This window comes from Roseixanthobacter liquoris (assembly GCF_043195135.2).
Lineage (GTDB): Bacteria > Pseudomonadota > Alphaproteobacteria > Rhizobiales > Xanthobacteraceae > NCEH01.
This window is the reverse complement of record NZ_CM195537.1, coordinates 12,583-38,895: the sequence shown is the minus strand read 5'-3', so window position 1 is coordinate 38,895 and position 26,313 is coordinate 12,583. Positions and strand designations below refer to the sequence as shown.

The following is a 26,313-nucleotide window of genomic DNA, read 5'->3' as shown; positions in this document are numbered from 1 at the left end:
ACAAATGGCTGCTTCCCTGCCCCACGAGACAACGTAGGCCGCCGTTTACACCAAAGCAGCTGGAGCGCACTGTGAAGGGTGGGTGCCAAAGCGGCAGGAGCGGACGTCGAGGTCTTTCGCGCAATCCACATAATACCTCTCAACACCTCTTTCCGACCCCTCGTGAATCATGGACATAGCGCGCCCTCGCCGGCAGTCGGGCCGGCAACGGAGCAGCAGGCATGATCGGCAGGCCGAAGACGCAGTTCGCGCGGATGATTGTGAAATTTTGTCAGGTCCGAGGATCTGCATTGCTGCCGCCCCGCGAGATGGCCGCGTTCCGCTCCTACCTTCTCTTCCTGCTTGCAGCAGGCGAGTTGCCTCCTGGACCACGTGGCGCGCCGGATTGGCTCTCCATAGCATCGTCGTGCGGGATCGATGCGCAGGAGATGATTCAGGCTGGCCCTGGGCTGGTTCCTGTCGTGGATGCGCTTGCTCGCGAAGTCTCTTCAAAGAAACGCAGAGAGCGGTCTACCCGGGCAGAAACGCGGAAGCGTGCTCCTGTTGAGGCTCCTACCCAACCTCAACACCTACCCACGTCGGAGCCCTCAGAAGGCGATGGGCCCACGGTGAAGAGGAAGCGCGATTGGAAGACCGGACCGAAGCCCAAGCCAATTGTGGAATTCCCCGTCGCCAGGGAAGGCGACTGGGTTGACCCGGGAAGCTTTGTCGAAGCCCTTCAGCTTCACATGGATAGGCACAGCGAGAGTGCATGCTACCTCGAAAGGGTGCTCGCCGCAGGCGGCTGCCCTGTGTCGGTGACCACGATCCGCATGTGGCTGCGCGACCGGAAGATACCTCGCACGGCGAACAGCCTCCTCGCCCTGGATTTTCTCGATAGACGCTATCGCCTCCCCACTGGCTACTTTCGGTCCAAGCTTCCCATCACCGACCGTAGCCCCTCCATGAAAAAGCTCGCCGGGATAGATCGGGCCGAACGCAGGCGTCTCGCATGGCACCTGCCTCACGATTTTGACCGCCGGCCTCTGAAGGAACGGGAAGAGATTCTCGAATGGGTGCAGCGGGTGGTCATTAGCGGCGCGACCGAATATCGGCAGTTCCAGGCCGCGGCCATGAAGCAGCCCTATGCCATCCGATTCCCTGAATTCCAGCAGAAGAACGGTCGTCGAGCTCGGGCCGCCGTCGATGATCGGTTGTTTGGCCCGGAGATTGATCCGGACCTTGCCTGCTCAATTACAGATGCACCGCCGCAGCTCGCGGCCGAGATGGCCGAGCTCGTGCGGTTCAAGACGGCGACGCTCACCAGCTTTGGCTTCCAGCGCAACGGCGTTTGGGGAGAAGAGACGGCTTGCCAAAGGATCGAGCATTTCGGCCTGATGTTCGGGGCGCTTGCCGCCCCACCGAACGGCGCAGTGCGGGGCTTCGGCGTGTCGCTGGCAAACTTGACCTTTGGCCTGTTGATCTTTCCCATCGTATGGGACTGGTATGTGCAATGGCGCGAGCGTCGGCGGGGTTTCTTCACCAAATGGGAAATCGATATGCTGACGGTGGCGCTCGCGTTGACGCGGAAGGAAACGGGCTGGATCCGTCAGACCCCTTCGCTCGCGGAGCGCTTGAAGCCAATCCCGAACCTGATCACTGAAGCGGACATAGACGGAGCTCGGGCCGACTGGGATGGCGCATGCGACGCATTCCACAAACATGCTCAGGCCCGCGTGCGGGAAATCAACCGCGTGGTGCGCGTGCATAGAGACCCCTTCGAGCCGATCCTGGCTGTTCTTGAGTCCGAGAGCCCACTGCGGGAATATCTCAAAATCCCGGAGGAGATCCTACGGCTGATGCCGGACGCCAAGCGCTACCCTGTGGCGGCCGCAGAAGCTGTTCGTTCGTTCCTAATGATCCGCTTCGGGCTTCACACGGGCCTGAGGCAGAAGAACCTGCGGCAGCTCCTAATTTGCCCCCGTGGGCGGCCTCCTTCGACGGAACGTCAGTTGGAAGACGCCAAGCGCGGGGAATTGCGGTGGACTGAACGCGATCAGGGCTGGGAGGTTTTCATTCCTGCCCGTGCCTTCAAGAACGCCACCTCCTCCTATTTCGGCTCCAAGCCCTTTCGCCTGGTGCTGCCGGACCTGGGCAACCTCTACCATTATATTGAAGCTTACCTGGACCGGCATCGCCAGATGCTCCTCAACGAAGCCATCGACCCTGGCACTTTCTTCGTGAAGTCCGTGAAAGCGAAGACGGCGGATCCGGCCTATTGCCAGAACAGCTTCTACGAGGCGTGGCGGCTGACGATCCAACGATATGGGATTCACAACCCCTACACCGGGAGGGGCGCCATCAAAGGGCTATTGCCCCACGGGCCGCATAGTGTCCGCGACGTGCTGGCGACCCATATCCTGAAGGTCACCGGCTCTTACGAACAGGCAAGCTATGCAATCCAGGACACCCCCGAGATGGTCGCGAGCCACTACGGCCGGTTCCTGCCGCAGGACAAAGCCGCGCTCGCAGCAAAGATTCTGAACCGGGTTTGGGAGGCGGCCTAACGGTCGCGTCCCACTCAAAATCCCGCCCAATCCCGGCAAATCCCGCAGAAATCCGCCTACGTCCGCCGACGCATACTCCCCAAATTCTTCCCAAAAATGCAAAAGCCCCGCGGATGGCGGGGCTAAGTGCTTGAAAACGTTGGCGCTCCCAAGGGGAATCGAACCCCTGTTTTCGCCGTGAGAGGGCGACGTCCTAGACCGCTAGACGATGGGAGCTGCGCGGAAGGGGCTCCGTATAGCCGCGAACCGGGCGGCCAGCAAGTCCTTCCTTGCAGGCTTTTGACGTCATCCCCAGGGCGAGTGCCGATCCTGCGGGGGACGGCGGTCTCCGGCGGCGGAAGCCGGCGCCGGGCTTGACGGGCGCGGTCGCGCGGCCTCGACTCTTGAAGGCCCAAGGCCCAAGGCCCAAGGCCCAAGGCCCAAGGCCCAAGGCCCAAGGCCCAAGGCCCAAGGCCCAAGGCCCAAGGCCCAAGGCCCAAGGCCCAAGGCCCAAGGCCCAAGGCCCAAGGCCCAAGGCCCAAGGCCCAAGGCCCAAGGCCCAAGGCCCAAGGCCCGGGATTCATCGTCCGGCCTTCCCCGGCCGGTCAGGGCAGGGGACGCGGGCGATGGCCGAAAATGGCGCTGCCGACGCGCACATGGGTCGCGCCCTGGTGAATCGCCACGCCGAAATCCGCGCTCATGCCCATGGAGAGGCCCCGTAGGCCGTTGCGCGCGGCGATCTGCGCCAGAAGGGCGAAATGCGGCGCCGGCACGTCGGCCACCGGGGGAATGCACATGAGCCCCATCACGTCGAGGCCGCAGGCCTCGCGGCATTCGGCGATGAAGGCATCCGCCTCCTGCGGCAGGATCCCGGCCTTCTGCGGCTCGGCCCCGGTGTTCACCTGCACGAACACCGGCAGGTGGCGGCCCTGGCGGGCCATCTCCTCGGCCAGGGCGTGGGCGATCTTCGGCCGGTCGACGGTGTGGATCACGTCGAAGGTCTCGACCGCCTCGCGGGTCTTGTTGGATTGCAGCGGCCCGATGAGATGCAGCGCGAGGCCGGGGGTCGCGGCCTGGAGCGCCGGCCATTTCTCGCGCGCTTCCTGCACCCGGTTCTCGCCGAACACCCGCTGGCCGGCGGCGATGACGGGAACGATGTCCGCCGCCGGGAAGGTCTTGGAGACGGCGATCAGCTCCACCGTGCCGCTGGGGCGCCCGGCCTCGCGGCTGGCGAGGTCGAGCGCGGCGCGCACCTGGGCGAGGCGGTCCGCGGGTCCTTCAAGGTCCAGATCGGGCATGGGGGGTGATCCTTCGTGCGCCCCGGTGGGCGGATGGCATTGTGGCTCCCTTTTGTCGAAAGATCGCGGTAGAAGGAAGAGAAGGGGGTGTCCGCATGGCAGGCGGGCCGGGGATGCTGGACCTACATGGCCGATCAAGCTCAGGGACTTTGGGGGCGGCGTCGGCGGCGGAATGTCAGCATCAGACGGCGGCTTGCCTATCTGATCCTGCTGGTCGCCCTGCCGATTTCCGCCGAGCGGATCTATGCGCTGCTGGCCTCGCGCGAGGAGCAGATCGACCGCACCTATGAACAGCTGCACGACATCGCCGAAGCCGCCGCGCTCGCCCAGCGCGAAACGGTCGGCGCGGCGCAGGCGGTGGTGCAGACGCTGAGCCGCCAGGCCTCGGCCCTGATGCAGGACCCCGTGGGATGCGAGCAGTTCCTGCGCCGCCTCAACAATGAGGCGGTGGGCATACAGGGGGCCTTCATCGCGGGCGTCGACGGCCGCGTCGTGTGCGCCAGCACGCGCGCCCTCATGGGCATCGATCTGTCCGACCGCGAATATGTGCGCGCCGCGCTCGAAACCCCCCAGCCGGTGATCAGCCACCTGATCACCGCCCGCAACACCGGACGCAGCGTCATCGCCGTCGCGGAGGCGGAACGCGATCCGCAGGGCGATCCCATCGGCCTCGCCGCGGTGGGCGTGGACCTGCAATGGATGGCGCGAATCGCTGCCCAATCCGGCGTCGAGGACGGCGTCACCGTCTGCATTATCGACGGCAATGGCACCATCCTGGTGCGCTATCCGGAGGGCGCGGACATCGTGGGACGCAATTTCCGCGATCATCCGCTGATTCGCCGGGTCCTCGCCGGCAACGAGGGACAATTGAAGGCGGTGGGGATCGACGGCCAGGAGCGATATTTCGCCTTCGCCCGCCTCGCCGGCACCGACCTGCGGGTGCTGGTGGGCAGCGATGCCTCGCTGGTGATCGCTGACATCGATCAGCGCATCTTCACGATCTTCTTCGCCCTGCTCGGCGGCGTGGCGATCCTCATCGTGCTGGCCTGGTATGCGGCGGAGAAGCTGGTGGTGGAGCCGGTGCAGCAGCTCGCGTTCGATATCGTCGCGGTCGGCAGGGAAGAGGCCGATACCATCAGCCAGGTGCGGGTGGAGGAATTCCAGCCGCTGGTCGCCGCCTTCGGCGAGATGAACCAGCGCCTGTCCGAGCGCACCGAGGAATTGCGCAGCCAGAATGGCCGCCTCGCGGCGCTGGCGCGCATGGACGGGCTCACGGGCCTCGCCAACCGACGCACGTTCGACGTGCAATTGTCGGAAGATTGGGTGCGGGCCGGCGATCTGCGGCGGCCGCTCGCCCTGGTGATGGCCGACGTGGATCATTTCAAGCTGTTCAACGACGGACGCGGCCATCTGGCGGGCGACGACGCGCTGCGCAGCGTGGCGCGCATGCTTTCGGCGGCGACCGCCGGCACGGCCTATCTGGCGGCCCGGTATGGCGGGGAGGAATTCGTGGTGCTGTTGCCCGATACCGACCTCGCCGGGGCGGTGGAATTCGCCGAGGACGTGCGCCGGCTGGTCGCCGCCCTCGGCATCGAGCATCCCGGCGTGCCCTCGCGCCGGCTCACGGCGAGTTTCGGCGCGGCGGCGACCGTGCCGCGCTTTCCCGGCTCGCCGGACAGCCTGCTTGCGGCGGTGGATGCCGCGCTCTACGAAGCCAAGCGCCAGGGGCGCAACCGCGTGGTGGCCGCGCCGGATCTGTCCGCGGAGCGGCTGTGATGGGCGGGGCGGCACGCCGGCCGGGCTGCGGCGCGCTCGCGGTTGTGGTGCGGGCGGGCAAAGTGCTGCTGGTGCAGCGGGCCAATCCGCCGGACCAGGGCTTGTGGGGCTTTCCCGGCGGGCGCATCGAATGGGGCGAGACCGCCGCCGAGGCGGCGGTGCGCGAGCTCCTGGAGGAAACCGGGATCGAGGCGCTGGCCGGCCCGTCCCTGTGCGCGCTCGACGCGCTGGACCGCGGCGCCGGGGGCGAGGTGCTGCATCATTACGTTCTGGTGGCGGTGCTGTGCCATTGGCGCCACGGCGAGGCGCAGGCGGCCGATGATGCACTGGATACCGGCTGGTTCGCTCTGGACGAGATCGCCGCGCGGCAGGATGAATTGAGTCTGCGCGTGCTGGACGTGGCCCGCCAGGCCATGGCCATGATCGAAGATGCCTGAGACCCGTGCGCGATGGTCCGAGGAATGAACTGCCGGCCCGCAGGGCCGTATCTGGGAGGTTGTCATGTCACACGCGTCGAAGGTTAGCCCCGTGGCCCACGCCAAGGCCCCGGCCTTCGATTGGTCGGACCCGTTCCTGCTGGACGATCAGCTCACCGAGGACGAGCGGCTGATCCGCGATGCCGCCAACGCCTATGCCCAGGACAAGCTGGCCCCCCGCGTGGTCGAGGCCTATGCCACCGAGAAGACCGATCGCGCCATCTTCACCGAGATGGGCGAACTCGGCCTGCTGGGCGTGACGGTGCCGGAGGAGTACGGCGGCGCGGGCGCCTCCTACGTGGCCTATGGCCTCGTGGCGCGCGAGGTGGAGCGGGTGGACAGCGGCTATCGCTCCATGATGAGCGTGCAATCCTCGCTGGTCATGTATCCGATCTATGCCTATGGCGACGAGGCCCAGCGCCGCAAATATCTGCCGAAGCTCGCGCTCGGCGATTATGTCGGCTGCTTCGGCCTGACCGAGCCGGACGCCGGCTCCGACCCCGCCGGCATGAAGACCAGGGCGGCGAAGATCGACGGCGGCTATCGCCTCACCGGTACCAAGACCTGGATTTCCAACGCCCCCATCGCCGACGTGTTCGTGGTGTGGGCGAAATCGGAGGCCCATGGCAATGAGATCCGCGGCTTCGTGCTGGAGAAGGGCATGAAGGGGCTTTCCGCGCCCAAGATCGGCGGCAAGTTGTCGCTGCGGGCCTCGATCACCGGCGAGATCGTCATGGACGGCGTCGAGGTGGGCGAGGAGGCCCTGTTGCCCAACGTCTCGGGCCTGAAGGGCCCGTTCGGCTGCCTCAATCGGGCGCGCTACGGCATTTCCTGGGGCGTGCTCGGCGCGGCGGAGGATTGCCTCGCGCGGGCGCGGCAATATACGCTCGACCGCAAGCAGTTCGGCCGCCCGCTGGCGGCGACCCAATTGGTGCAGAAGAAGCTGGCGGACATGATGACCGAGATCGCCCTCGGCCTACAGGGCTCGCTGCGGGTGGGCCGGCTGTTCGACGAAGGCAAGATGTCGCCGGACATGATCTCGATCATGAAGCGCAACAATTGCGGCAAGGCGCTGGATATCGCCCGCGTCGCCCGCGACATGCACGGCGGCAACGGCATTCAGCAGGATTATCACGTGATGCGCCACGCGCAGAATTTGGAGACCGTGAACACCTATGAGGGCACGCACGATGTGCATGCCCTCATTCTCGGACGGGCGATCACGGGCATCCAGGCGTTCTTCTGAGAACTGAGAGCGCGGCGCGGGGTTCAGTCGAACTCCTGCGCCACCTCGCTCAGGAAGGCGAAGACATAGGGCGCGAACGAGCGCCAGCATTCCACCTGGAAGCTCTCCTCCGCCGAGGCGCGCACCAGCACCACGTCCGCCTTGCCGAGCAATGTGCGCGTGGCGCTCCCGGCCGGGAAGGCGGTGTCGGTAAGATCGAGCGCGATCCCGGCATTGAGCACGTCGCGGTCATGGGGGCCGGCGACGCGGAGGCCGCAATTGCGGCTGCCCACGTCCACCAGAGAGAAGAACCGGCCCGCGAGGCCCGCTTCCAGGTCCGCGCGAAGCCGCGCGCCGTCTTCCTCGGGCGCGACGACCAGCCATTCGTCCGGCCCGAGGCGCGCAGCGAAGCGGTCCGCCGTGCCGGAGCAGGTGTTGAGCGCGCCGCCGAAGTCGAGGCCGGCGATCAGCCCGGCCGGCACGGTCTCGGCGTCCCGGATCCGCAGCACGAACCGCGCGGCGGGGGCGAGCGGCGTCACCTGCGTGATCCGTCCGCCGGCGACGGGCGCCAGCACCGGGGTGCGGCGAGCGAGGGTCTGGGCGTCAGCCATGGGTGCTCTCTCCAATTCCAGCGCCGTTCACGCGCTTGCCGTCCGCATCGAAGAAGACCGGCGCCGAGACCTTCACCGCCGTGAAACCGGCGGGCGTGGTGACGTGCAGTGTCTCGCCCATGCGGGCGCGCCCGCCTTCGATCAGGGCCATGGCGATGGGATGCCCGCACGCCCCGCTCCAATAGGAGGAGGTGACATGGCCAAGCATCTTCATGGGGATCGGCTGGGCGGTGTCGGCCACCACCTGCGCGCCCTCGTCCAGAACGGTGGTGCCGTCGAGGCTGGTGAGGCCGACCAATTGCTTGCGGTTCGGCACGCTCATGTCGGGCCGCGCCAGCGAACGCTTGCCGACGAAGTCCGGCTTCAGCTTGGAGACCATGCCGCCGAGGCAGAGATCGTCGGGCGTCACGGTGCCGTCGGTCTCCTGGCCGACGATGACGAAGCCGCGCTCCGCGCGCAGCACGTGCATGGCCTCGGTGCCATAGGGCGTGATGCCGAAGCGCTGGCCGTAGTCGTACAGCGCCTCCCACACCGCGCGGGCATAGTCCGCCGGCACGTTGATCTCATAGCCCAATTCGCCGGTGAAGGAGACGCGGAACAGCCGCGTCGGCACGCCCAGGATATGGCCGGTGCGGATCGCCATGTGCGGGAACGCCTCCGGGGAGAGGTCGATGTCGGAAACGAAGGGCGCAAGCACGTCGCGCGCCTTCGGACCCTGGAGCGCGATCACCGCCCATTCCTCGGTGGTGGAGGTGACGAACACCTTCAGGTCCGGCCATTCGGTCTGGAGATAATCTTCCATATGCGCCAGCACGCGCGGCGCGCCGCCGGTGGTGGTGGTGACATGGAAGCGATCCGGCGCGAGGCGGGCGACGACGCCGTCGTCGAACACGAAGCCGTCTTCCTTCAGCATCAGGCCGTAGCGGCATTTGCCGGGCTCCAGCTTCAGCCAGGCGTTGGGATAGATGCGGTTGAGGAATTCCGCCGCATCCGGCCCCACCACCTCGATCTTGCCGAGGGTGGAGGCATCGAAGATGCCGACGCCTTCGCGCACCGCCGTGCATTCGCGGTTCACCGCCGCATGCATGTCCTCCCCGGCCTTGGGGAAATACCAGGCGCGGCGCCAGAGCGCGACATTCTCGAACTGTGCGCCGTGTTCCGCCGCCCAATCATGCAGCGGCGCCTTGCGGATGGGATCGAACAATGCGCCCCGCGCCGAGCCGATGATGGCGCCGAAGGTGACCGGCGTATAGGGCGGGCGGAAGGTGGTGGTGCCCACTTGCGGGATCGGCTTGCCCAGCAGATCGGAGAGAATGCCGAGTGCCGCCATGTTGGAGGTCTTGCCCTGGTCGGTCGCCATGCCGTTGGTGGTGTAGCGCTTCACATGCTCGACGCTCTGGAACCCCTCGCGCACCGCAAGGCCGATGTCCTTGGCGGTGACGTCGTTCTGGAAATCCAGGAAGGCGCGCACCTTCTTCGGGTCGGCGTCGGTGGGCAGCACGCGGGCCGGCTTGAAGCCGGTGGCGGTGGCGGGCGTCGCCGTGAAAACGCGGGTGCCGGATGCGCCCGCGGCCTGCGCGCCGGCCGTCCAGCCCTCGGCCAGGATCTCGCCGAGGTCATAGGTGCCCTTGCAGGCGCCGGCCGAGCGTTCCGCCTGCGCCGAGGTGCCCGGCACGAAGGCGTCGATCTCGGCGCGGAAGGCGAGCTTGCCGCGCGATTGGGAGAACAGGTGCACGCTCGGCGTCCAGCCGCCGGACATGCCGACGCAATCGCAGGCGAGCGTGCGGCGCGCGCCGACCTTGCCCGCCGCATCCACCGGCGCGACGATCAGCCCGGTCAAGGCCTTGCCGCCGGTCGAGCCGACGACGGTGTGGCCCGCCAGAACGGGGATGCCGGCGACGAGGGCGCGCTCGGGGCCGATCTGCGCCTCGGGGCGGACATCCACCAAAGTCACGTCGAGCCCCGCCGCCTTGGCATCCGCCGCCGCGCGATAGGCGCTGGCGCCATTGGTGGCGAACACGATCTGCCGGCCCGGCGCGACGCCGTAGCGATTGATGAACACCCGCACGCTCTCCGCCAGCATGAGGCCCGGGCGGTCGTTGTCGGCGAAGGTGAGGGGCCGCTCGTGGGCGCCGGTGGCGATCACCACCTCCTTCGCGCGCACCTGCCACAGCCGCTCGCGCGGCAGCCGCGCATCCGGCTGCGCCAGATGGTCGGTGACACGCTCGGTGAGGACCACGTGATTGTGGTTGTAATAGCCGAAGGCTGTGGTGCGCGGCAGCAGAGTCACATTGGGGCGGCTCGAAAGCGCCGCGAGCGCCTGGGCCACCCACGCGGCGGCCGAGACGCCGTCGATGACGGCTGTCGCCTCGTGCAGTAGGCTGCCGCCCATTTCCGCCTGCTCGTCGGCGAGGATCACCCGCGCGCCGGTCTCCGACGCGGCGAGCGCGGCGGCAAGGCCCGCGGGTCCCGCGCCCGCCACCAGCACGTCGCAATGGGCGTTGCGGTGGACATAGCGGTCCGCGTCGGGACCGTCCGGCGCCACGCCGAGGCCGGCCGCTGCGCGGATCTTCGGTTCATAGACCTTGTCCCAGAACGAACGCGGCCACATGAAGGTCTTGTAGTAAAAGCCCGCCACCAGCACCGGCGAGAGCAGGTCGTTCACCGCGCCGATGTCATGTTCCAGCGAGGGCCAGTGGTTCTGCGAGGCGAGCTTCAGGCCTTCCGTCGCTTCCACCACGGTGGCGCGGTTGTTCGGGTCCACGCGCCCGGTGCCGCGATCGACGCTGAGCAAGGCGTTGGGCTCGTCCGCGCCATGGGTGAGGATGCCGCGCGGGCGGTGATATTTGAACGAGCGGCCCACCAAAGTGATGCCGTTGGCGAGCAGCGCCGAGGCCAATGTGTCGCCGGCATATCCCTCCACCGTGCGGCCGTTGAAGGTGAAGGTGAGGGGGCGGGCGCGATCCACCCGACCGCCCGTGGGAAGGCGATGAGACTGGGCCATCACTTGCCTCCCTGGGCGGGGTCTGCCGCCGCGATATCGGGTCGCTTCTCGCCCATCTTGTAGGTGGCGAGGATGCTGTCGCTCACCGTATTGCGGATCGCATTGAACCAGCGGCCGCAGCCGTGGGCGTGCAGCCAGCGTTCCGCATGCACGCCCTTCGGGCTGGTGCGAATGAAGAGATAGTTCGCCCATTCCGCATCCGAGAGGGCGGAAGGATCGGCGGGGCGGGCGATATGGGCTTCGCCGCCGCAGTGGAATTCGATTTCCGGCCGCGCGCCGCAATAGGGACAGGGGATGAGGAGCATGACGCGGGCCTTCAGTGCGCGACCGCCGCCGCCGCCGCTTCGTCGATGAGGCGGCCGGTGCGGAAGCGATCGAGGGTGAACGGGGCGTTGATGGGATGGGGTTCGTCGCGGGCGATGGTGTGGGCGAAGACGTTCGCCGAGCCGGGCGTCGCCTTGAAGCCGCCGGTGCCCCAGCCGCAATTCACATAGAGCCCCTTCACCGGCGTCTTGCCGATGATGGGGGAGCGGTCCGGCGTCACGTCCACGATGCCGCCCCAGGAGCGCAGCATGCGCATGCGGGTGAATTGCGGAAACAGTTCGCAGATGGCGTCCAGCGTGTGGGTGGTGATGTGCAGCCCGCCCTGCTGGCTGTAGGAGACATATTGGTCCGTGCCCGCGCCGATCACGAGTTCGCCCTTGTCGGATTGCGAGATATAGGCGTGCACGGCGTTCGACATGAGCACGCAGGGAAAGCACGGCTTCACCGGCTCGGAGACCAAAGCCTGCAGCGGAAAGCTCTCCAGCGGCATGCGCACGCCCGCCATGCCCATCACCACGCTGGTGTGGCCGGCGGCGGAAACGCCGATCTTCTTGGCCTTGATGGGGCCGCGCGTGGTCTCCACCCCGGTCACCGCCCCGTCCGGGCCGCGGTTGATGGCGGTGACCTCGCAATTCTGCAGGATGTCGACGCCCAGCGCGTCCGCCGCGCGGGCATAGCCCCACACCACCGCGTCGTGGCGCGCGGTGCCGCCGCGCCGCTGGAGCGCCGCGCCCATCACGGGATAGCGGATGTCCGGCGAGATGTTCAGCGGCGGGCAGAAGTCCTTCGCCTCCTGCGGCGTCATCCATTCATTGTCGATGCCGTTGAGGCGATTGGAATAGACGTGGCGCTTGAAGCTTTGGACGTCGTGGACATTGTGCGCCAGCATCAGCACGCCGCGCTGGGAGAACATGACGTTGTAGTTCAGCTCCTGGGAGAGGCCCTCCCACAGCTTCACCGCATGCTCATAGAGCGCGGCGCTCTCGTCATAGAGATAGTTCGAGCGGATGATGGTGGTGTTGCGCCCGGCATTGCCGCCGCCGATCCAGCCCTTTTCCAGCACCGCGATATTGGTGAGGCCGTGTTCCTTGGCGAGATAATAGGCCGCGCCGAGCCCGTGGCCGCCGCCGCCGATGATGATGGCATCATAGCTCGCCTTGGGCGCGGGGTCGCGCCATTGGCGCGGCCAGCCCTGATGGGCATTCAGCGCTTCCGACAGCAGCGATGGTAAGGAAAAACGGCGCATGGGCCTCGGTCCCCTGGTTCCTTCCGCCAAGGTGCACCAGGGGCGTGGCCTTATCTCGTCGGCTTGCGACCCCATTCTGGAATAAATCCGACATTCGACGGGCTCGACCGGCCGTGCGCCGGGTGGCTCGCACGGATGGCGCATTCGCGCTAAAATATGTCGCAATCAGAAAAGCGGACGGCGTCTTTAAGTCGAACAATTCCATCCATCGGCGCGCCGGCATCTGGGCATCGGGCGGCGCGCGGGGAGAGCGACATGCTGGACACCACCGACACCGACCTCCAGGCGCTGCTGCGCCGCCGCCGGCCCGGCTACAGCCTGGAGGCGCCGTTCTATACCAGCCCCGCCATCTTCGCCGCCGACATGGACATCATCTTCGGCCGCCACTGGATCTACGTCGGCGTCGAGCCGGACGTACCCGAAGCGGGCGACGCCATGGCGGTGGATATCGGCGCCCATTCCATCATCATCGTGCGCAATGACGATGGCGCGGTGCGCGCCTTCCACAATGTCTGCCGCCATCGCGGCGCGCGCCTGCTGCACGACTACAAGACGACGGTGGGCAACCTCGTGTGCCGCTACCATGCCTGGACCTATGATCTCGACGGCAAGCTGCTGTTCGCCGAGCATATGGGCAAGGACTTCGATGCCGCCTGCCACGGCCTGAAGCCGGTGCATCTGCGCTCGCTGGAAGGGCTGCTGTTCATCTGCCTCGCCGAGCATCCGCCGGAGGATTTCGAGGAGATGGCGCAGCGCATGGCGCCCTATCTCGCGCCGCACGATCTGCGCAACGCCAAGGTCGCGTTCGAGAGCGAATTGATCGAGCCCGGCAATTGGAAGCTCACCATGGAGAATAACCGCGAGTGCTATCACTGCGCGGGCAATCATCCGGAATTGACGGTGCCCTTGTTCGCCTACGGCTTCGGATTTGCGCCCGAGGAACTGGACGAGATGGGCCGGCTGGAAGCCGCGCGCTATGCCGATCTCGTCAAGGAGAGCCACGGCACTTGGGAGAGCTGCGGCTTCCCCTCGCAGATGGTCGAGCATCTCGACGACAGGGTGACCGGCTATCGCACCGAGCGCCTGCCGCTGGACGGGGCGGGGGAGAGCCACACCGGCGATACCAAGGCGGCGTGCAAGAAGCTGCTCGGCGCCATCAACGATCCCCGGCACGGGGCGCTGCATTTCTGGACCCAGCCCAACAGCTGGCACCATTTCATGAGCGACCATGTGGTGACCTTCTCGGCCATTCCGCTGGATGCCGGGCGCACTTTGGTGCGCACCAAATGGCTGGTGCACAAGGATGCGGTGGAAGGCGTAGATTACGATATCGCCAATCTCACCGCCGTGTGGGAGGCGACCAACGCGCAGGACAGCGAACTGGTGGGCTTCTGCCAGCAGGGCGCGCAAAGCCCGGCCTATGAGCCCGGCCCCTATTCGCCCCACACTGAGATGCTGGTGGAGAAATTCTGCAATTGGTACGTGGGCCGCATGCGCGCCCATGGCGCGCGCTGAGCGATGGACGCGCCCGCCCTTCGCCCCGACCCGCTGCTGGCGACCCTCGCGGGCGAGCGCCCGCCCTGGGATTGCGAGCGCGACGACGCCTTGATCGTGCGGCAGGTGCGCGCCGAGACGGCGGACGTGAAGACCTTCATCCTCGCCCCGGCGACGCCCGCCCGTTTCGCCTATGAGCCGGGCCAGTTCATCACGCTCGATCTCGACATCGCGGGGGAGCGGATCAACCGCTGCTATACGCTCTCCTCCACGCCGACGCGGCCGGATACGGTCTCGATTACTGTGAAGCGGGTGCCTGGCGGGCCGGTGTCCAATTATCTGCACGACCATGTGCGCGAAGGCAGCGTGCTGCGCGCGGTCGGCCCCATGGGCGATTTCACCTGCGCGCGGCATAAGGCGGAGAAATATCTGTTCCTCTCCGGCGGCAGCGGCATCACCCCGCTCATGTCCATGGCCCGCGCGCATCATGATCTTTCGAGCGGCGCGGACATCGTGTTCGTGCACAGCGCCAGGACGCCGGACGACATCATCTTCCGCGCCGAGCTGGAGCTGATGGCGCGCAACCAGCCCGCCTTCCGCTTCGCCGCCATCTGCGAAAAAGAGAGCGAATTCCATCCCTGGCACGGCTTCATGGGGCGGCTGCGCCTCTCGCACCTCGAGATCGCGGCGCCCGATTTCCGCGAACGGGAGATCTTCACCTGCGGCCCCGCGCCCTATATGGCGGCGGTGCGCGAGATGCTGGGCGGCGCCGGCTTCGACATGGCGCGCTATCACGAGGAAAGCTTCGATTTCGCGGCGCTCGCCGGCGCGGAGCCGGAGGTCGCGCAAGCGGTGACTGCCGCTGAAGCGGCGATGGAATCCACGCCCGCCGTGAAGACCTACAGCGTCGAGTTCCGCAAATCCGGCCGCACGATCCAATGCCCCGCCGACATGAACGTGCTGGAGGCGGCGCGGCGGGCCGGCCTGCGGCTTCCCTCCTCCTGCACCAAGGGCCTGTGCGGCACCTGCAAGAGCAAGATGGTGGACGGCACGGTGGAGATGAAGCACGGCGGCGGCATCCGCCAGCGGGAGATCGACGCCGGCATGGTGCTGATCTGCTGTTCCAAGCCCACCAGCGACCTCGTGATCGAGCGGTGAGCATGCACGGCGCCCTGACATCCGCCCGAGCCGCGCCCGAACCGGCCGACGCGCCCGAAGCGGCGGATGAGCCGGTCGCCCGGCTGCGGCGCATCGGCTTTCTCACCTTGCCCAATTATTCCATGATCGCGCTCTCCAATGCGCTCGAAGCCTGCCGGATGGCGAATTACGTCACCGGCGGCGCGCCCTATTCCTGGCAGGTGCTGACCGTGGACGGCGCGGCGTGCCCCGCCAGCAACGGCCTCAGCCTCACCCCCACGGCGCGGCTCGCGGAGGCAGGGCCGCTGGACCTGCTGATCGTGTGCGGCGGCATCGACGTGCGCCACGCGGTGGCGCGGGCGACGCGCGATGCCCTGCGCCGCGCGGCCCGCAAGGGGGTGGCGCTCGGCGCGCTCTGCACCGGCACCTTTGCGCTCGCCGAAGCGGGCCTGCTGAACGGCTATCGCTGCGCCATCCATTGGGAGAATCTGGCGGCGATCCGCGAGGAATTTCCCCATGTGGCGTTCCAGGAGGATGCCTTCGTCATCGATCGGGACCGCCTCACCTGCACCGGCGGCGTCGCGCCGCTGGAGATGATGCTGGTGATGATCGCCGCCGCGCTCGGCCCGCGCACGGCGGGCGCCGTGGCGGACCAGTTCATCGTGCGGCGCAGCGGCGCCCCGGAAGGGCGCAAGGCCCATGTTTCGCCGGAAATCGCGGCGCGCCAGCCGGCGCTCGCCAAGGCGGTGGAGCTGATGGCGCGCCATGTGGAAAAGCCCATGTCGGTGGCCGATGTGGCGGCCGCCGTCGCGCTCTCCCAGCGCCAGCTCGAACGCCTGTTCCAGCAGCATCTCTCGCAGTCGCCGGGGGTCTTTTATCTCGGCCTGCGGCTCGGCCGGGCGCGCGAATTGCTGCGCCTCTCGCCTCTGCCGGTGACCGACGTGGCGTTCGCCTGCGGCTTCCAGTCGGCGGCGCACTTCTCCGTCGCCTACGGGCGGCGCTACGGCCATTCCCCCAAGGCGGAGCGCGCCGCATGATTTCCCCTTACGCCTGCGCCCGCGGCGCCGGAGCCCGCCCATGATCGCGAATGCCGACGCGCTTCTCAAACCCTTGAGCATCAAGGGCCTCACCATCCGCAACCGGGTGATGAGCACCTCCCACGCGCCCGGCTATGGCAAGGAGGGCAAGCCGCAGGAGCGCTACCAGCTCTATCACGAGGAAAAGGCCAAGGGCGGCATCGGACTGACCATGTTCGGCGGCTCCTCCTCGGTGGCATTGGACAGCCCGGCCGCGCCCTGGAACCAGGTGTCGGTGGCGGACGACAGCGTCATCCCCTTTTTCCAGAGCTTTTCGCAGCGCATCCATCGCCATGGCGCGCGGCTGATGATCCAGCTCACCCATATGGGCCGGCGCACCAAATGGGATACGGAGAACTGGTTCCCGACCGTCTCCTCCTCGCCGCGCCGCGAGCCGGCCTCCCGCACCATCCCCAAGGAACTGGAAGAGGAGGAGATCGCCCGCATCGTCCGCGACTTCGCCCAGGCGGTGCGGCGTTGCAAGGACGGCGGGCTCGACGGCTGCGAGGTCTCCGCCGCCCACGGCCATCTCATCGACCAGTTCTGGTCGCCGGCCGTGAACCAGCGCACCGACCGCTATGGCGGCAGCCTGGACAACCGCATGCGCTTCGGCCGCGAAGTGCTCGAAGCCATGCGCCGCGCGGCGGGCGACGATTACGTCATCGGCATCCGCATGTCGGGCGACGAGATGATCGCCGACGGCCTCTCGCATGAGGAGTGCGTGGAGATCGCCGCCACCTATGCCCGCGACGGGCTGGTGGATTTCATCAATGTGCTCGGCGGGCAGGCGCGGGACGACATGGCGCACGCCATTTCCCTGCCCAATATGTCGTTCCCGGTCGCGCCGTTCCTGCATCTGCCGAGCGCCATCAAGCGCGAGGTGGAGGTGCCGGTGTTCCATGCCCAGCGCGTGACGGACCTTGCCACCGCCGCCCGCGCGGTGGCGGAAGGCCATGTGGACATGGTGGCGATGACCCGCGCCCATATCGCCGACCCGCACCTCGTGAAGAAGCTCAGCGAGGGGCGCGAGGACGACATCCGCCAGTGTGTCGGCGCCGGCTATTGCATCGACCGCATCTATGTGGGCGGCGATGCTTTGTGCATCCAGAATGCCGCCACGGGGCGCGAAGCCACCATGCCCCACGTCATTCCGAGGGCGAACGTGCGGCGCAAGGTGGTGGTGGTCGGCGCGGGGCCGGGCGGGCTGGAGGCGGCGCGGGTATGCGCCGCGCGCGGCCACAAGGTGGTGCTGTTCGAGAAGAACGCGGCCGCCGGCGGGCAGATCAACATCGCCGCCAAAGCCGGCTGGCGCGAGGCGCTCTCCGGCATTCCGCGCTGGCTGGTCGGGCAGGTCACGAAGCTCGGCGTGGACCTGCGCCTCGGCACCGAGGCGAGCGAAGACGCCATCCTCGCCGAGGCGCCGGACGTGGTGATCCTCGCCACCGGCGGCGCGCCGAGCCTCGGTCCCGCCAAGGGCGCCGAGCGCGCGCTCTCCACCGCCGATGTGCTCACCGGCAAGGTGGAGCTGTCGGGCTCGGTCCTGCTGTTCGACGAGATGGGCCAGCACAATGCGGCGTCCACCGCCGAACTGCTGGCGCAGCGCGGCTGCCTGGTGGAATTCGTCACCTCCGATCGCTACCCGGCGCAGGAGGTGGGCACCACCAACCAGCCGATCCATTACCGCGAACTCTACAAGCGCGGCGTGGTGTTCTCGCCCAATCTCGATCTGATCGAGATCTATCCCGAGGGCAACCGCCTGGTGGCGGCGCTGCGCAACACCTTCACCGATGCGGAGGAGGAGCGGATCGTCGATCATGTGGTCGTCGAATACGGCACCTTGCCGGTGGACGGGATCTATCGCGCGCTCAAGGCCCGTTCGGTGAATGCGGGACAGATCGACCTCGACGCCATCGTCGCGGGCACGCCGCAGCCGTTCGATCTCGCCAAGGGCTTCGCGCTCTATCGGGTGGGCGATGCGCTGGCGGGGCGGAACATCCACGCCGCCATCTATGACGCCTTGCGCCTCTGCAAGGATATCTGAGCCATGAGCACCGCCTTTTCCGCCGCCTTGGGCCTGTCCCTGCTGGTGTGGCTGATGGCGGCGGTCGCGCTCGCCGGCATCGCCACGCGCGTCGCGCTCTGGCGCAAGGGCCGGGCGGCGCGGGTGGATTGGACGGCGGGCCTCCTGGCCGTGCCGAAGCGCTATCTGGTGGATGTGCATCACATCGTGCAACGGGATGTCTGCGCCGCGCGCATGCACATGCTGGTGGCGGGCGGGCTGCTGGCGGGCTCGGGGCTGGCCGCGCTCGGCATCGTGCCGGCGCTCGGCGGATCGCGCGTCTATTGGGCGCTCACCGCGCTTGCCTTTGCTGTGATGCTCACGGGCGCCGGCGTGGTCGGCGCGCGCCGCTATCCGAAGCGCCCGCAACGCCTCTCGGGCGGGCGGTTCCAGATCTTGCCTTGGCTGCTGATGGCCTATGCGGCCGGCGCCCTGCTGGTTGCGGCGTTCGCGGCGCTGGGTGCGCCAGGCGGGGTCGGCTTCGTGGCGCTCGCCTTCACCGCCGCCGCCGGCCTCGCCTTGGCGTGGCAGACGGCGCGCGGCCCCCTGCGCCATGCCCTGGCCGGTGCGCTCCATCTTGCCGCGCACCCCCGCGCGGCGCGCTTTTCCGGCACGCGCGAGGTGGCGCTGGCGCCGGTGGATCTTGAGGCCGAGCGGCTCGGGGTGGAGGCGCCGGCGGATTTCGCCTGGAACCGCCTGCTGGGCTTTGATGCCTGCGTGCAATGCGGACGCTGCGAGGCCGCATGCCCGGCGTTCGCCGCCGGCCAGCCGCTCAATCCCAAGCGGCTGATCCAGGATCTGGTCGGCGCCATGGAGGGCGGCACGAATGACTATGCCGGCAGCTCCCATCCCCACGCCCGGCCGGTCGCCGGCATCGGCGGAGCGGAGGCGCCCGTCGTCGGTGCGGATGCCATGATCCACCCCGATACGCTGTGGTCCTGCACCACCTGCCGGGCGTGCGTGGAGGAATGCCCGATGATGATCGAGCATGTGGATGCGATCATCGACCTGCGCCGCCACCAGACCCTGGCGCTCGGCGCGGTGCCGGAGAAGGCCGCCGCCGCGCTCGACGATCTGCGCGACACCGACGAGGCGGGCGGGCGGGCCCTTTCCGCCCGCGCCGATTTCGCCGCCGGGCTGGACCTGCCGGTCGCGCGGCCGGGCGTGCCGGTGGATGTTCTGCTGTGGCTCGGGGAGGGGGCTTACGATCTGCGCACCGGGCGCACCTTGCGGGCGCTGGTGCGCCTGTTGCGGGAAGCGAAGGTGGATTTCGCCATCCTCGGCGCCGCCGAGCGCGATTGCGGCGATCTCGCCCGCCGGCTGGGCGACGAAGCCAGTTTCATGCGGCTCGCGCGGGAAAATGTGGCGACCCTCTCGCGGGTGAGGTTCGCCCGCATCCTCACCGCCGATCCCCATGCGCTGAACAGCCTGCGCAACGACTATCCCGCCTTCGGCGGCCGCTACGAGGTGTGGCACCACACGGCCTTTCTCGACGCCCTGGTGGCGCACGGCAGGCTGCCGCTCGGCGCCCTCCACGGGCTCTCCGTGACCTATCACGACCCGTGCTATCTCGGCCGCTACAACGGCGAGGTGGACGCTCCGCGCCGGCTGCTGGACGCGCTCGGCCTTGCCCGCAGCGAGATGGCGCGCCACGGCACGCGGGCGCAGTGCTGCGGCGGCGGGGGCGGCGCGCCCTTGAGCGATATCGACGGCGAGCGCCGCATTCCCGATCTGCGCATGGATCAGGCGCGGGAGACTGGCGCGGCCGTGGTGGCGGTGGCCTGTCCCACCTGCACCGCCATGCTGGAAGGGGTGAGTGGAAATCGGCCGGAGGTGCGCGACGTGGCCGAGCTGGTGCTCGCCGCGTTCGAGGCCGGGCAGACTGCCGCCGGGGCCGGGGAAGCCGCCGCCGAGGCCGGGCAGGCCGGGCCCACGCCTCGCCGCGCCCTGGAGCTTCAGCCATGAGCCGCCCGCGCCGCGATCCGCGCGCCGAGCGGGCCGGGCGGCAGGTCGCGGGTGCACCGGGCCCCGCGCCGGCGGAGGCTGGCTGGCGCCCGCGCTTCGATCTGTTCGGCGGGCCGCAGCCCTCCGCCGCGCCGAACGGAGCGGTCCTTGCCGTTCGGCGCGATCCGCGCGCGCATTGGGCCGCCGCCCGCATAAGGGGTGGCGCGCGCCCCCGGTTCGACCTCAGCCTGCTGGGACAAAACCTGCCGGGGCAGGGCCTGTTAATCCAGGCGCGCGCGCTCGAAGCTCAGGCGACCGCGCCCGAACCCGCGGCCCAGGCGCCGCAGGTGCGGATCATCGAGGACCCCGCCTTTCTGGTGATGGCCCTGGCGGACGCGCCCGGGGGCCATCTCTCGGCGCAGGATCGCCAGCTGCTGGGCGCCGCGCGCCTGCTGGCCGATGCCGGCGGCGGCGCCGTGCTGCTGCTGGCCGCGCAGATGCCGCAGGACGCCGGCACGGCCGGGGCGGATCGCGTCGCGGGGCTCGGCGGCGACGATCCCGACGGCCGCGCCGATGCGCTCGCGGCCGCCGTCCTCGCCCTTGCCCCGCGCCATGTGCTGTTCGCCGAGACCCCCACGGGCGGCGATTTGGCCCGGCGGGTGGCGGTGCGGCTCGGCGCGCCCTTGTTCTGCGGGGCCGAGCAGATCAGCGCGAAAAGCGTCGCCCGTCCGGCGCGCGGCGGCACGGTGGAGCGGCGCTGCGCCCCGCCGCGTCTCCTCACCCTCGCGGATGGCGCGGCGGTGCCCCATGGGCGTGTTCCGCACGAGGCGCGGCCGATGGCGCTTCCCGGCCCGGCCCCGCGCGACAGCTTTATTCTCGCCGTGGAGGAGGTGCCGGCCGACCCCGCGACCGTGGCCCTGGGGGAGGCGGATTTCGTGCTCTCCGCCGGCCATGGGGTGAGCGATTTCGAGACTTTCCGCGCCCTTGCGGTCGCGCTCGGCGCGACGCCGGGGGCGAGCCGCATGGTGTGCGATGCCGGCCTGATGCCCCGCGCCGCGCAGGTGGGCGCTTCCGGCACGGTGCTGGAGGCGCGGTGCTATTTCGCCCTCGGCATCGCCGGCGCGCCGCAGCATCTGCAAGGCGTCGCCGGATGCGAGCATGTGATTGCGGTGAATACGGATTTGCACGCGGCCATGGTCGCGCGCGCGGGGCTCGCGATCGTGCAGGATGCGCAATTGGTCATGCCGGCGCTGCTGAAGGCCCTGCGGGAGGAGGGCGCATGAAGGCCCTGGTGATGCTCTCCGCTGGGCGTCATGCGGTCTCGGGCAAGCCGTGCCTGCTGCGCGCCGAGGCCCAGGCGGCGCGGATGGCCGCCGGGCTCGATGCCCGCGCCACCGGCCTGCATGCCGGCCCGGCCCTCGGCGCCCAGCGCGACGCCCTGGGGCGCGGACTCTTTGGCCTCACGCACCTGATGACGCCGGCCGATGCCGACCCGGTGCCGGCCCTTGCCGCCGGGATCGCGGCGGCGGCGCCCGATGTGGTGCTCGCCGGTCCGCGCGGCCAGGGCGGGGAGGATACCGGGCTCGTGCCCTATGCGCTCGCCCACCGCCTCGGCTGGCCGCTGATCCCCGACGCGGTGGCCCTCGTGCCGGGAGGCGAGGCGGGTACGCTGGTGGTCGAGCAGGCCTTGCCCAGGGGCGCGCGGCGGCGCGTCACGGTGCGCCTGCCGGTCGTGGTCACGGTGCACCCGGGCGCCCCCGCGCCGCTGCCCTTCGCGTTTGCCAAGGCGCGGCGAGGGGAGATCGCGGCCCGGCCGGCCGAGGGGCCGGTTTTTGCTTCCGAAGGCGAGGAGCGGCCCTATCGCAAGCGGCCGAAACTGGCGGCGCGCCCGGCGGGCGGAACGGCGGCGGAGCGCCTCGCCGACGCCACCGGCGGATCGCGGGCCGGCGGGCGGGTGCTGGTCGGCCCCACGCCCGAGGATGCGGCGCGCGAAATCCTCGCCTTCCTGCGCCGGATCGGCGTGCGAACATCCATGCCCTGAACATGCGCCGAAATTTCCGTTTAGAGCGCGGACGCGCCGCCGTCATCCCGCTCTAAACCGCTGTTCGTCTCCGCCAAGCCAATGTTTCACATGAAACATTTTGCTCAGCGCTGGGCCGTGCGCCAGTTGTCCGCGGTATAATAAGGCGCGTTGGAGGCCGCCAGCGCCGGCTTGCCGAGAATGATATCGGCCGCCTTTTCCCCGATCATGATGGTGGGGGCATTGAGGTTTCCCGTCGTCACGGACGGCATGATGGAACTGTCCACCACCCGTAACCCTTCGACACCAATGACTTTTGTGTCCGGTGTCACCACCGCCATGGGATCGTCGGCGCGGCCCATCTTGCAACTGCACGAGGGGTGGTAGGCGCTCTCCACATGGGCGCGCACGAAGGCGTCGATCTGCTCGTCGCTGGTGATGTCGGCGCCCGGCTGGATCTCCCGCCCGCGATAGGGATCGAACGCGCTCTGGGCAAAGATCTCGCGGGTCAGCCGGACGCAGGCGCGCATCTCCACCATATCGTCTTCATGACTGAGATAATTGAACAAAATGCGCGGATGCTCCCTCGGATCGGGCGATTTCAGCCGCACCCAGCCCCGGCTCTTGGTGCGCATGGGGCCGACATGGGCCTGGAACCCGTGCTCGCTGGCGAGGCCCTTGCCGTCGTAGGTCACGGCCAGCGGGATGAAATGATACTGGATGTCGGGATAGCGGATGCCCGGCCGCGAGCGGATGAAGCCGCAGGTCTCGAAATGATTGGTGGCCCCGAGCCCGGTCTTGGTGAACAGCCATTGCGCCCCGACCAGCGTGCGCGGGATGAGCCCGGTCTTGGAATACAGGGTGATGGGCTGGGTGCAGGCCACCTGGAAATAGAATTCCAGATGATCCTGCAGGTTTTCTCCCACCCCCGGCCGATCCGCCACCACATCGATGCCGAGCGCCGCGAGTTCACCGGCCGCGCCGATGCCGGAAAGCTTGAGCAGCTTGGGCGAATTGATCGGTCCACTGGAAACGATCACCTCGCGCCGCGCCCGCGCCACATGCTGCGTGCCCTCGCGCTCGTATTGCACGCCGACGGCGCGGCGGCCCTCGAACAGGATCCGCGAGGCCAGCGCATGCGTGATCAGGCTCAAGTTGGGGCGCTTCAGGGCCGGCTTGAGATAAGCGTTCGCGGTGGACCAGCGCACGCCGTTCTTCACCGTCATATCCATGCGCCCGAAGCCTTCCTGCTGGGCGCCGTTGATGTCGCAGGTCGCGGGATAGCCCGCTTGCTGCGCGGCCTCCACGAAGACTTTGTAGAGCGGATTGTCGACCGGCCCGTAACTTGTCGTCAGCTGGCCCGAGCCGCCGCGATATTCATCGCCGCCTTCCTGCCGGCCTTCCGCGCGCTGGAAATAGGGCAGCACGTCGCGATAGCCCCAGCCGTGCGCGCCCTCTTCCTCCCACCGGTCGAAATCATGTGGATTGCCACGCACATAGACCATGCCGTTGACCGACGACGAGCCGCCGATGACCTTGCCGCGCGGGCACACCAGGCGCCGCCCGCCGAGGCCCGGCTCCGGCTCGGTCTCGAAGCCCCAATTATACTTCGGCATGTTCATGGGGATGGAGAGCGCCGCCGGCATCTGGATCAGCACGGAGCGGTCCGAGCCGCCGTATTCCAGCACCAGCACGCTATTCTTGCCGTCGGCGGAAAGGCGGTCCGCCAGCACCGCGCCGGCCGAGCCCGAGCCGACGATGACATAGTCGAAGTCCTGCGCGCTTGCTTGCGAAGACGGCACGATGTGCTCCATCAATAAGGCGAGGCCACGCGTCCGAGATTGACGTAGACGCTCTTGACCTGGGTGTAATGCTCGATCGCCGCCCGGCTGTTCTCGCGGCCGATGCCGGATTGCTTGTATCCGCCGAACGGCATCTCCACGGGCGTGATGTTGTATTGGTTGATCCAGCAGGTGCCGGCCTCGATCCGGGCGATCACCCGGTGGGCGCGGGCGAGGTCGCGGGTGAAGACGCCAGCGGCGAGCCCGAATACCGTGTCGTTGGCGCGGGCGATCACCTCCTCCTCGCTGGAAAATTCCAGTACGGACATCACCGGGCCGAAGATCTCCTCGCGCACGTTCGGCATGTCGTCGCTGCATGCATCGAAGATGGTGGGAGCGACGAAATAGCCGGTCTTCAAAGCGCCGGTCTCGATGCGATGCCCGCCCGCGATCAACTTGGCACCCGCCGCCTTGGCGGCCTCGATATAGCCCAGCACCTTTTCCATGTGGGCACGGGAAATGAGCGCGCCGATGTGGGTGCCGGGATCCTGCGGATCGCCCACGACCATCTTTTTCGTGCGTTCCGCGAGTTGCTCGATGAATGCCTTGCGGATGGACGCATGCACGAAGACGCGGGTGCCGTTGGAGCAGATCTCGCCGCCGGAATAGAAATTCCCCAGCATGGCGGCGGAGACCGCATCCTCGATATTGGCATCGTCGAAGACGATCAGCGGAGATTTCCCGCCAAGTTCCAGCGTGACCTGCTTGAGCGTGCTGGCGGCGTCCGCCATCACTTTCTTGCCGGTGCCGGCTTCTCCGGTGAGGGACACCTTGGCGATGCCCGGATGGCGGGTCAGCAGGCGCCCGGTGTCGGCGAAGCCCTGCACGACGTTGAACACGCCGTCTGGGACGCCCGCCTCGGTCATGATCTCAGCGAGCTTCACGGCGGTGAGCGGCGTCAGTTCCGCCGGCTTGAAGATCATGGCATTGCCGCAGGCGAGCGCGGGGGCGGCCTTCCAGCAGGCGATCTGGAGCGGATAATTCCAGGCGCCGATGCCCGCCACCACGCCCAGCGGCTCGCGCCGTGTATAGCCGAACGCTTCGGGCCCGAGGTCGAGGTGTTCGCCGGTAATGGTCGGGGCGACACCCGCGAAATATTCCAGGCAATCGGCGCCGGAGAGAATGTCGACAACGCTGGTTTCCTGGATGGGCTTGCCGGTGTCCAGGGTCTCCAGATGGGCGAGTTCGTCATTGCGGGCGCGCAGGATATCGGCGACGCGGCGCAGGATGCGGCCGCGCTCGCTGCCGGTCATGGCGCCCCACACCTTCTGGCCCGCCGTTGCCGCGGCGACCGCGCGTTCGACCTCGGCGGCACCGGCGATCTCGATTTCCGCCAGGACCTCGCCGGTGGCGGGGTTTTCGGTGGTGAAGGTGGCTTTGTCGCGCGTGCCCACGGGGCCGCCGCCGATCTGGTTGCGGATCGGCGCGCGGGCGGCGGGCAGGGCCTTTGCCTCCAGGGGGGCGGCGCTCAGCGCGGGCGCGGCGGCGAGCTGGGAATCGGCGAAGGCGGTGGCGATGGCGCGCGCGGCGGCGCTGTCCGGCTCGCCGTCGCTGGAGAGGGTCGCGCGCAGCCACAGGCCGTCGATCACGGCCGCGATGGACACCGCGATGCGCTGGGCATCGGCTGCCGGCACAAGCTTTTTCAGCGCGTGCACGAGGTCCGAGATCATGCGGCGCTGATAGACGTTCTGCACCCGCGCGAAACGCTTCTCGTGGATCACCTGGCCCCAGAAGGCGAGCCACACCGAGGAGGTGCGGCGGTCGAACTCCGCCGGCGCGAGATTGGCCTCGATCACCGCCTGCACGCGCTCGCGCGGGGTGCGCGCGGCGGCGAGCCGGCTGGCGGTGCCGCTCGCGAGGCGCCGCGCGAGATGGCGCAGGGTGGCTTCCAGAAGGCCGTTCTTGTCGCCGAAATAATGCGCCACAAGGCCGGGGGAGACGTTCGCGCGGCGCGCGATCTGCACCAGGGTGGTGGCAACGAAGCCGATATCGGCAAGGCAGGCGATGGTGGCGTCGATCAATTGCTGGCGCCGCGCGTCTTCCGCCTCAAACCGGGCCTGCGCTGCCTCTGCCATGCTTGCCTCCACCTGCGATCTGGTTCGCTGATTATACGTTCAATCAATCTGATGCCCAGCGCAAATGTGAGGCAGGAGCCTTATTCCTTGGCTATATCAGTCATCGTGCGCTGCACCATGTATTGCCTATCTTTGGTGCGTTGAACGCGCAAATAATGGGCGTGACAAGTCGCCGTTTCATG

At 68.2% G+C, this 26,313-nt stretch carries 18 protein-coding genes and 1 tRNA gene; 11 read left to right on the top strand and 8 right to left on the bottom strand.

The annotated features are described in order from the left end of the window. The first annotated feature begins 221 nt into the window (after positions 1-221). Entirely contained in the window at positions 222-2,546 is a 2,325-nt protein-coding gene (locus tag V5F84_RS00155) for a hypothetical protein (protein ID WP_394042967.1), read from the top strand. Between the two features lie 140 nt (positions 2,547-2,686). Here V5F84_RS00155 and V5F84_RS00150 read toward each other — a convergent pair. Both V5F84_RS00150 and V5F84_RS00145 read right to left on the bottom strand, forming a co-directional pair. After that, positions 2,687-2,762: transfer RNA gene (locus V5F84_RS00150), tRNA-Glu, on the bottom strand. A 368-nt stretch (positions 2,763-3,130) separates the two neighbouring features. After that, on the bottom strand, positions 3,131-3,823 hold the full coding sequence (locus tag V5F84_RS00145) for a YggS family pyridoxal phosphate-dependent enzyme (RefSeq protein ID WP_394042966.1): 693 nt from the start codon (positions 3,821-3,823) through the stop codon (positions 3,131-3,133). A gap of 126 nt (positions 3,824-3,949) precedes the next feature. Here V5F84_RS00145 and V5F84_RS00140 point away from each other — a divergent pair, with 126 nt between their 5' ends. The 3 genes from V5F84_RS00140 (at position 3,950) to V5F84_RS00130 (ending at position 7,321) form a co-directional block, all read left to right on the top strand. Then, a complete protein-coding gene (locus tag V5F84_RS00140) occupies positions 3,950-5,599 on the top strand; it encodes a sensor domain-containing diguanylate cyclase (RefSeq protein ID WP_394042965.1) in 1,650 nt (549 codons plus the stop codon). Continuing rightward, entirely contained in the window at positions 5,599-6,036 is a 438-nt protein-coding gene (locus V5F84_RS00135; RefSeq protein ID WP_394042964.1) for an NUDIX hydrolase, read from the top strand. The genes V5F84_RS00140 and V5F84_RS00135 overlap by 1 nt, the downstream gene beginning before the upstream one ends. 64 nt (positions 6,037-6,100) lie before the next feature. Continuing rightward, positions 6,101-7,321, top strand: coding sequence for an acyl-CoA dehydrogenase (locus V5F84_RS00130; protein WP_394042963.1), 1,221 nt, complete (start codon positions 6,101-6,103; stop codon positions 7,319-7,321). A 23-nt stretch (positions 7,322-7,344) separates the two neighbouring features. On the opposite strand, the gene V5F84_RS00125 is transcribed toward V5F84_RS00130, so the two are convergent. Genes V5F84_RS00125 through V5F84_RS00110 form a run of 4 tightly spaced genes read right to left on the bottom strand, consistent with a single transcriptional unit; the run spans position 7,345 to position 12,485 of the window. Further along, positions 7,345-7,911, bottom strand: a complete 567-nt coding sequence (locus tag V5F84_RS00125) for a sarcosine oxidase subunit gamma (protein ID WP_394042961.1) — start codon at positions 7,909-7,911, stop codon at positions 7,345-7,347. Next, on the bottom strand, positions 7,904-10,915 hold the full coding sequence (locus V5F84_RS00120; RefSeq protein ID WP_394042960.1) for a sarcosine oxidase subunit alpha family protein: 3,012 nt from the start codon (positions 10,913-10,915) through the stop codon (positions 7,904-7,906). Before V5F84_RS00120 ends, V5F84_RS00125 begins: the two co-directional genes overlap by 8 nt. Next, entirely contained in the window at positions 10,915-11,220 is a 306-nt protein-coding gene (locus V5F84_RS00115; protein ID WP_394042958.1) for a sarcosine oxidase subunit delta, read from the bottom strand. The genes V5F84_RS00120 and V5F84_RS00115 overlap by 1 nt, the downstream gene beginning before the upstream one ends. An 11-nt stretch (positions 11,221-11,231) precedes the next feature. After that, entirely contained in the window at positions 11,232-12,485 is a 1,254-nt protein-coding gene (locus tag V5F84_RS00110; RefSeq protein WP_394042957.1) for a sarcosine oxidase subunit beta family protein, read from the bottom strand. 255 nt (positions 12,486-12,740) lie between these two features. Here V5F84_RS00110 and V5F84_RS00105 point away from each other — a divergent pair, with 255 nt between their 5' ends. Genes V5F84_RS00105 through V5F84_RS00075 form a run of 7 tightly spaced genes read left to right on the top strand, consistent with a single transcriptional unit; the run spans position 12,741 to position 22,236 of the window. Next, positions 12,741-14,000 (top strand): aromatic ring-hydroxylating oxygenase subunit alpha, encoded by a 1,260-nt coding sequence (locus tag V5F84_RS00105; protein ID WP_394042955.1) that lies wholly within the window; start codon positions 12,741-12,743, stop codon positions 13,998-14,000. Between the two features lie 3 nt (positions 14,001-14,003). Further along, on the top strand, positions 14,004-15,137 hold the full coding sequence (locus tag V5F84_RS00100) for an FAD-binding oxidoreductase (RefSeq protein ID WP_394042954.1): 1,134 nt from the start codon (positions 14,004-14,006) through the stop codon (positions 15,135-15,137). A gap of 2 nt (positions 15,138-15,139) precedes the next feature. After that, positions 15,140-16,153, top strand: coding sequence for a GlxA family transcriptional regulator (locus V5F84_RS00095; protein WP_394043142.1), 1,014 nt, complete (start codon positions 15,140-15,142; stop codon positions 16,151-16,153). Between the two features lie 40 nt (positions 16,154-16,193). Beyond that, a complete protein-coding gene (locus V5F84_RS00090) occupies positions 16,194-18,233 on the top strand; it encodes an oxidoreductase (RefSeq protein WP_394042953.1) in 2,040 nt (679 codons plus the stop codon). Between the two features lie 3 nt (positions 18,234-18,236). Further along, complete coding sequence (locus V5F84_RS00085) at positions 18,237-20,216, top strand: DUF3483 domain-containing protein (protein WP_394042952.1); 1,980 nt, start codon at positions 18,237-18,239, stop codon at positions 20,214-20,216. After that, positions 20,213-21,478 (top strand): electron transfer flavoprotein subunit alpha/FixB family protein, encoded by a 1,266-nt coding sequence (locus V5F84_RS00080; RefSeq protein ID WP_394042951.1) that lies wholly within the window; start codon positions 20,213-20,215, stop codon positions 21,476-21,478. The genes V5F84_RS00085 and V5F84_RS00080 overlap by 4 nt, the downstream gene beginning before the upstream one ends. Continuing rightward, positions 21,475-22,236, top strand: coding sequence for an electron transfer flavoprotein subunit beta (locus tag V5F84_RS00075; RefSeq protein ID WP_394042950.1), 762 nt, complete (start codon positions 21,475-21,477; stop codon positions 22,234-22,236). The genes V5F84_RS00080 and V5F84_RS00075 overlap by 4 nt, the downstream gene beginning before the upstream one ends. A gap of 104 nt (positions 22,237-22,340) precedes the next feature. Here V5F84_RS00075 and betA read toward each other — a convergent pair whose 3' ends face one another. Together betA and betB are read right to left on the bottom strand one after the other, a co-directional pair. Next, a complete protein-coding gene (betA, locus tag V5F84_RS00070) occupies positions 22,341-24,017 on the bottom strand; it encodes a choline dehydrogenase (RefSeq protein WP_445322296.1) in 1,677 nt (558 codons plus the stop codon). Between the two features lie 11 nt (positions 24,018-24,028). After that, the gene (gene betB / locus V5F84_RS00065) at positions 24,029-26,131 is read right to left on the bottom strand and encodes a betaine-aldehyde dehydrogenase (RefSeq protein WP_394042948.1); all 2,103 of its coding nucleotides are present in this window, start codon (positions 26,129-26,131) and stop codon (positions 24,029-24,031) included. Positions 26,132-26,313 lie beyond the last annotated feature (182 nt).